General features: G+C 36.9%; 6 protein-coding genes and 2 pseudogenes. 6 read left to right on the top strand and 2 right to left on the bottom strand.

The features are described from left to right. The coding region (locus tag SORDD16_RS06735) for a DUF4190 domain-containing protein (protein WP_241734024.1) at window positions 1-240 on the top strand (240 nt) is incomplete at its 5' end. A gap of 40 nt (window positions 241-280) precedes the next feature. On the opposite strand, the pseudogene SORDD16_RS06730 reads toward SORDD16_RS06735, so the two are convergent. Next, window positions 281-1,005: pseudogene (locus tag SORDD16_RS06730) on the bottom strand (16S rRNA pseudouridine(516) synthase). A 160-nt stretch (window positions 1,006-1,165) separates the two neighbouring features. On the opposite strand from SORDD16_RS06730, the gene typA reads away from it, so the two are divergent. From typA to SORDD16_RS11900, 4 genes and pseudogenes are all read left to right on the top strand, one after another. Further along, window positions 1,166-3,007 carry a translational GTPase TypA gene (typA, locus tag SORDD16_RS06725; RefSeq protein ID WP_000164103.1) on the top strand — a complete coding sequence of 614 codons (1,842 nt, stop codon included), beginning with the start codon at window positions 1,166-1,168 and terminating at the stop codon, window positions 3,005-3,007. A gap of 19 nt (window positions 3,008-3,026) precedes the next feature. After that, a complete protein-coding gene (locus tag SORDD16_RS06720; protein WP_061452825.1) occupies window positions 3,027-3,281 on the top strand; it encodes a DUF3165 family protein in 255 nt (84 codons plus the stop codon). Window positions 3,282-3,539: 258 nt separating this feature from the next. Continuing rightward, entirely contained in the window at window positions 3,540-4,304 is a 765-nt protein-coding gene (locus SORDD16_RS06715; protein ID WP_061452824.1) for a DpnI domain-containing protein, read from the top strand. Then, window positions 4,301-4,685, top strand: a pseudogene (locus tag SORDD16_RS11900) (DpnD/PcfM family protein). The gene SORDD16_RS06715 and the pseudogene SORDD16_RS11900 overlap by 4 nt, the downstream one beginning before the upstream one ends. 58 nt (window positions 4,686-4,743) lie before the next feature. Here the strand turns inward: SORDD16_RS11900 and SORDD16_RS06705 are convergent. Beyond that, window positions 4,744-6,009, bottom strand: a complete 1,266-nt coding sequence (locus tag SORDD16_RS06705; protein ID WP_061452823.1) for a DNA cytosine methyltransferase — start codon at window positions 6,007-6,009, stop codon at window positions 4,744-4,746. Between the two features lie 115 nt (window positions 6,010-6,124). On the opposite strand from SORDD16_RS06705, the gene SORDD16_RS06700 reads away from it, so the two are divergent. Continuing rightward, window positions 6,125-6,454 (top strand): MutH/Sau3AI family endonuclease (locus tag SORDD16_RS06700; RefSeq protein ID WP_277730519.1); only part of this gene is annotated, 330 nt, incomplete at its 3' end.

Here is a 6,454-nt window from a genome sequence, read left to right as displayed (position 1 = left end):
AATTCACTACAAAAGAAAAAACCTTCACTTATTTTAGGTATCTTATCTATCGTCCTTGGTTTGCTATCTCCAATAGTAGGTCTGATTTTGGGAATCATAGGATTGGTCTTGGCTATTTCATATCAAAAAGAATCTGGACTGGACTATAAAACAGAAAAAATTCTCAATATCGTAGGACTTGTAGTTTCTGTTCTTAACTGGATTGTAGCCATCGCACTAATTTTTGGAATTTTTAGATAAGCAAAAAATAAAAAAGCTTTAAATTTAAAGCTTTTTTGTTTTATCGACTCATCTCTAAGTAGTTTTTAATGATTTCCAATTCCTCTGGATTCAAGGGACGGTATTGCCCTTCTGCAAGTTCTGAATCTAACGTAAAATCACCGAACTGAACTCGTTTGAGAGAAACCACCTTGACACCGACTGAGAGAAACATCTTCTTGACTTGATGAAATTTGCCCTCAGAGATAGTGATGGAGGCCCGGCTCTCTGTTGGGCTTGTGTCTAGAATTTCAAGCTGAGCAGGTTTACAAGTGGTCCCATCTAAAAAGACAATCCCATCTTTGAATTTTTGGATATGGTCTGACGTGAGCGGTCCGTTGACTTCCACTTGATAGGATTTATCGACATGGTACTGGGGATGAAGGAGTTGAAAACCAAGAGGTCCATTGTCTGTCAAAAGGAGTAGTCCCGTTGTATCGCGGTCTAGTCTGCCGATAGCATAGAGCTGGTCAGACTGGATGTCAGGTGGAAGGAGGTCCATGACGGTTGGAAGTTTCTTATCCTTGCTAGCTGTAACGACTCCGTTTGGCTTATGAAGCATGAGGTAGGTGTGCTCGTAGCCTTGGATTTGCCGTCCTTGAAAGACTAATTTCTGTAATCCAGTGTCGACATTTTGAGCCAGGGAGCGAGCTGGACAATCATCTACTAGGATTTCTTTTTTAATAGTGCTTGTTTCATAGCCTTGCGACTGACCTTTTCTTGGGCTAATAATCTATCTAAACGCATACCAGCTTATCTTATCATAAGTCTCTGACTTTGAAAAGAGTTGCCTTGACTAGAAAAGCAGAGTGAAAACATTTACACTTGCTTGAATTATGTTATTTACTTGAAAATATGGTATAATCGTTCAGTTAGAAAATAAATTTTGAATACTATAGAGGAAATCATGACAAAATTAAGAGAAGATATCCGTAACATTGCGATTATCGCCCACGTTGACCACGGTAAAACAACCCTCGTTGACGAATTATTGAAACAATCTGAAACTCTTGATGCACGTACTGAATTGGCAGAGCGTGCTATGGACTCAAACGATATCGAAAAAGAGCGTGGAATTACCATCCTTGCGAAAAATACAGCCGTAGCCTACAACGGAACTCGTATCAATATCATGGACACACCAGGACACGCGGACTTCGGTGGAGAAGTTGAGCGTATCATGAAAATGGTTGACGGTGTTGTCTTGGTCGTAGATGCCTACGAAGGAACCATGCCACAGACTCGCTTTGTATTGAAAAAAGCCTTGGAACAAGACCTTGTCCCAATCGTGGTTGTCAACAAAATCGACAAACCATCAGCTCGTCCAGCAGAAGTAGTGGACGAAGTCTTGGAACTTTTCATCGAGCTTGGTGCAGATGATGACCAGCTTGATTTCCCAGTGGTGTATGCTTCAGCTATCAACGGAACATCTTCATTGTCAGATGATCCAGCTGACCAAGAAGCTACTATGGCACCAATCTTTGACACGATTATCGACCACATCCCAGCTCCAGTAGATAACTCAGATGAACCTTTGCAGTTCCAAGTGTCACTTTTGGACTACAATGACTTCGTTGGACGTATCGGTATCGGTCGTGTCTTCCGTGGTAGTGTAAAAGTTGGGGACCAAGTTACCCTTTCTAAACTAGATGGTACAACGAAGAACTTCCGTGTTACAAAACTCTTCGGTTTCTTTGGTTTGGAACGTCGTGAAATCCAAGAAGCAAAAGCGGGTGATTTGATTGCCGTTTCCGGTATGGAAGATATCTTTGTCGGTGAAACTATTACTCCGACAGATGCAGTTGAAGCTCTTCCAATCCTACACATCGATGAGCCAACTCTTCAAATGACCTTCTTGGTCAACAATTCACCATTTGCTGGTAAGGAAGGTAAATGGGTGACTTCTCGTAAGGTAGAAGAACGCTTGCAAGCAGAATTGCAAACAGACGTTTCCCTTCGTGTGGATCCAACGGATTCACCAGATAAATGGACTGTTTCAGGACGTGGAGAATTGCACTTGTCAATCCTTATCGAAACTATGCGTCGTGAGGGTTATGAACTTCAAGTGTCTCGTCCAGAAGTTATCGTAAAAGAAATCGATGGTGTTAAATGTGAGCCATTTGAACGTGTTCAAATCGATACTCCAGAAGAATACCAAGGTTCAGTTATCCAAAGCCTTTCTGAACGTAAGGGTGAAATGTTGGATATGATTTCAACTGGTAATGGTCAAACTCGTTTGGTCTTCCTTGTTCCAGCGCGTGGTTTGATCGGATATTCAACTGAGTTCTTGTCAATGACTCGTGGTTACGGTATCATGAACCATACCTTTGACCAATACTTGCCATTGATTCCAGGTGAAATTGGTGGACGTCACCGTGGTGCCCTTGTTTCCATCGATGCTGGTAAGGCTACAACTTACTCAATCATGTCTATCGAAGAACGTGGTACCATCTTTGTCAACCCAGGTACTGAGGTTTACGAAGGAATGATCATCGGTGAAAACTCTCGTGAGAACGACTTGACAGTGAATATCACCAAGGCCAAACAAATGACCAACGTTCGTTCAGCTACTAAGGACCAAACAGCGGTTATCAAGACACCTCGTATCTTGACCCTTGAAGAGTCTCTTGAGTTCTTGAACGACGATGAGTACATGGAAGTAACGCCTGAGTCCATCCGCTTGCGTAAACAAATCCTTAACAAGGCAGAACGTGAGAAAGCCAATAAAAAGAAAAAATCAGCTGAATAAGAGCTAGAAAGAGATAAAGATGGTCTATTTAATCATAGGGATACTCTTATTACTACTCTATGTATTTGCGACACCCCAAAGTATCAAAGGAACAGTCAATATCGTCCTTGTAGTGTTTGCTTTTGTAGCGCTCTTGATTTTACTTATGTTGTCCATCTTGCAAATCTTCCAATTACCGACAGAATTCTTTGTCACGATAGCTATGCTTTTCCTAGCTTACTTTAGCTTGAGAGACATTACGCTCATGCCTGTAAAAAAGGGTAAAAAAAGATAATAGAAGAGGCTGGGTAATGACTCAATTTGAGGAGAAGATCTAGCAAATTTTTCCCTGATAAAACGCATAATATTAAGGTTTTTGAAAGCCTGATATTATGCGTTTTTATGATTTTAATTTATGAAATAGGTTAGAAGGAAATATAAAAAAAGAGTGGTAAAATATAGGACTAATGGATACGTAAATGTGGTATACTAGTTATAGTAGATTTTTATTACTTATATAGAGTGGATTCTCGTATTAGTGAGGAATTTTTAAATGGAATTACAATTTAATTTAGAATTAGTAGAAACCTATAAAAGTAATAGTCAAAAGGCACGTATCTTAACGGAGGATTGGGTTTATCGTCAGTCTTATTGTCCTAATTGTGGGGAAAATCCTTTAAATCATTTTGAAAATAATCGGCCTGTAGCAGATTTTTACTGTAATCATTGTAGTGAGGAGTTTGAACTAAAGAGCAAAAAAGGAAATTTTTCAACAACAATCAATGATGGTGCTTATGCAACAATGATGGAGCGTGTGCAGGCAGATAATAATCCTAATTTCTTTTTTTTGACTTACACAAAAAATTTTGAGGTAAATAATTTTCTGGTCCTTCCAAAGCAATTTGTTACACCGAAATCTATTATTCAAAGAAAACCACTTGCACCAACTGCCAGACGAGCAGGTTGGATTGGTTGTAACATAGATTTATCGCAAGTACCTTCCAAAGGAAGAATATTTCTCGTGCAAAATGGGCAAGTTAGGGATCCAGAAAAAGTTACAAAAGAATTTAAGCAAAGTTTGTTTTTAAGGAAGAACTCTCTTTCATCAAGAGGTTGGACAATAGAAATTCTAAATTGTATAGATAAGATAGAGGATTCAGAATTTACTCTTGAAGATATGTATCGTTTTGAAAGTGACTTAAAAAATATCTTTGTTAAGAACAATCATATCAAAGAAAAAATTAGGCAACAGCTTCAAATATTAAGAGACAAAGAAATAATAGAATTTAAAGGTAGAGGAAAGTATCGGAAATTATGAAAATGAAACAACTAGTTGCACCAGAAGAAGTGTATGATTTCTTAAAAGTTATCTGGTCTAATTATGAAAACTTAAGTTTAATTGTCTACACTTTATCAGACCCTGATTGTGTGAGGTGGTTATCTGAAAATATGGAGTTTGGTAATGAGGAACAACTTTCTTTATTGGGCATAGATTATTGCTAATAAGTGAGTTATTGGAGAGAAACTTAAGATGAAAAAGTATACCATAGAAATTACTGAAACTCTAACCCGTTTAGTGAGTATAGAAGCTGAAGATGAGTATGAAGCGGAACGTATTGTAAGAGAAAAGTATAAGAATGGTGAAATAGTTCTTGATGCAGATGATTTTCAGGACTATGACACTAGTATATATGAGTAGATGTTTTTATTTTGTCACACAAAAAGAGGCTCACACCTCTTTTTTAGTTTCAGATAAATCAATCAATTTCTTTAATAAACTTAGCAATTTCTTTTACAATTTCAGTAACTAAAGCATTTCCCATAAAGAACATTCTCATTTTATCAGAAACGTCGATAATAGATCCATCTGACAATTTCTTTTTAGCTGTCCAATTATCTGGAAAATCTTGAAGGCGTTCTGCTTCAACTGGAGTTATAAGACGGTATTTGCCATTAACTTTAAGAAAATGGGTAGAACGATTGACGGTCCCCTCAGAAGTTAACATTGTTCGACCAGGTAAATTTAAATCATCATAAGGAGCCATACCTCCTTCAGAATAGATATAAGTATGTCCAGTAGCAGATGTACGTTCTATTCGTTTAGAACCTCGTAAGAATTGGAATTTTTCCAATTTTGCTGGATCTGTAATGAAATATTTCTCTGGGACTTCCTCCTCATCTTGAAGAATTTCTCCTAGAGTGATGGGCTTACCACTGTAATTAGGTTCTGTATCAATAGAATAGTATTTTCCATGTCTCATAATTCCTGTATTCCAAACGGTACCTGTAAAAGTATCTGAAACTTCAACTATATCATTTGGTAACTCATAAAACACATGACGATTTTTAACTGCTATAGGTTTAATAGGAAATTGTTTTGCAAATAGGCCTTGATTGAAAATATAGTCATCATACCTATTATCTTCAAAGATTTCTTCCTTTTTTTCGTAAAGATTATCAATCTTTTTTGCAAATACCGTATCATTTCGATATACGAAAAAGAATACACGGCGTCTTCGTTGGCTTCTTCCATACTCAGCAGCATTAATAACTCGCCACTCTACAGAATATCCAAGATTATTAAAAGCTGTGAGCATGATTGCAAAATCACGTCCTCTTTGTTTTGAAGGTGCTTTTAAAAGTCTATCGACATTTTCTAGGATTAAATATTTTGGTTTAATTATTTCCGTTGCTCTAATAATCTCCCAAAATAAAACTCCTTTTTTTCCTTCGATACCTTTTTCATCTTTCTTGCTACGTGCAACAGAGTAATCTTGGCAAGGAAAACCTCCGACAATCATATCGGCATCCATTTTGGAAAATTGTTCGTTTGTTATATCAGAAATACTAATATTGATGTTTTCGCTATTAGGGAAGTGATAATCATAGACCTCAAATGCGTCTTGAGATTTACGAGATGGTTCCCATTGGTTTGCCCATTTTGTTTTAAAGAGTTGCTTATCGGCATTTTCTAATCCTATGCGAAAACCGCCAACTCCAGCAAATAGTTCGAGAACTTTCATCTTTTCTCCTTCATTTTTTACAGTTTAATCCATTATATACTATTTTCAATGATTGATCAAGTATTAATGTTTGCTTTAGTTTAATTTGATATAATATAAATGATAGGAGAAGAAAATGGATCAAAACTTATTCAACTATAACGATGAAGATCTCGATAGTGTTATTGAATACTCTCACAAACTCTTAAATAGAAAATTTTCCGATGTTATGGAAGAGTATAATCGATCGCTTTATAAATCATATGACGATTATAGTGATAGAGTAGTCTCTGAGGCCCAAGATAAAGCAATTAGTATGAAGTCAAAAGGGCAGTATGGAAATTATATTGAAAAATATTTCTATGGTTATCAGCCAAATAGTGATTCGGAAGCTGACTTTGAAAAAATTGGTGTAGAATTAAAAGTTACTCCTTTTAAGGTAAACAAAAATGGGACACTTAGTGCC

Origin of the sequence: Streptococcus oralis (assembly GCF_001578945.1) — a bacterium.
Taxonomy (GTDB): domain Bacteria; phylum Bacillota; class Bacilli; order Lactobacillales; family Streptococcaceae; genus Streptococcus; species Streptococcus oralis_Q.
The sequence above is the reverse complement of the archived record's forward strand: the minus strand, read 5'-3'. Positions and strand labels throughout refer to the sequence as shown.

Coding starts and splice junctions, on each gene's coding strand:
- typA (WP_000164103.1), top strand. CDS start 1,166: ATGACAAAATTAAGAGAAGATATCCGTAACATTGCGATTATCGCCCAC.
- SORDD16_RS06720 (WP_061452825.1), top strand. CDS start 3,027: ATGGTCTATTTAATCATAGGGATACTCTTATTACTACTCTATGTATTT.
- SORDD16_RS06715 (WP_061452824.1), top strand. CDS start 3,540: ATGGAATTACAATTTAATTTAGAATTAGTAGAAACCTATAAAAGTAAT.
- SORDD16_RS06705 (WP_061452823.1), bottom strand. CDS start 6,009: ATGAAAGTTCTCGAACTATTTGCTGGAGTTGGCGGTTTTCGCATAGGA.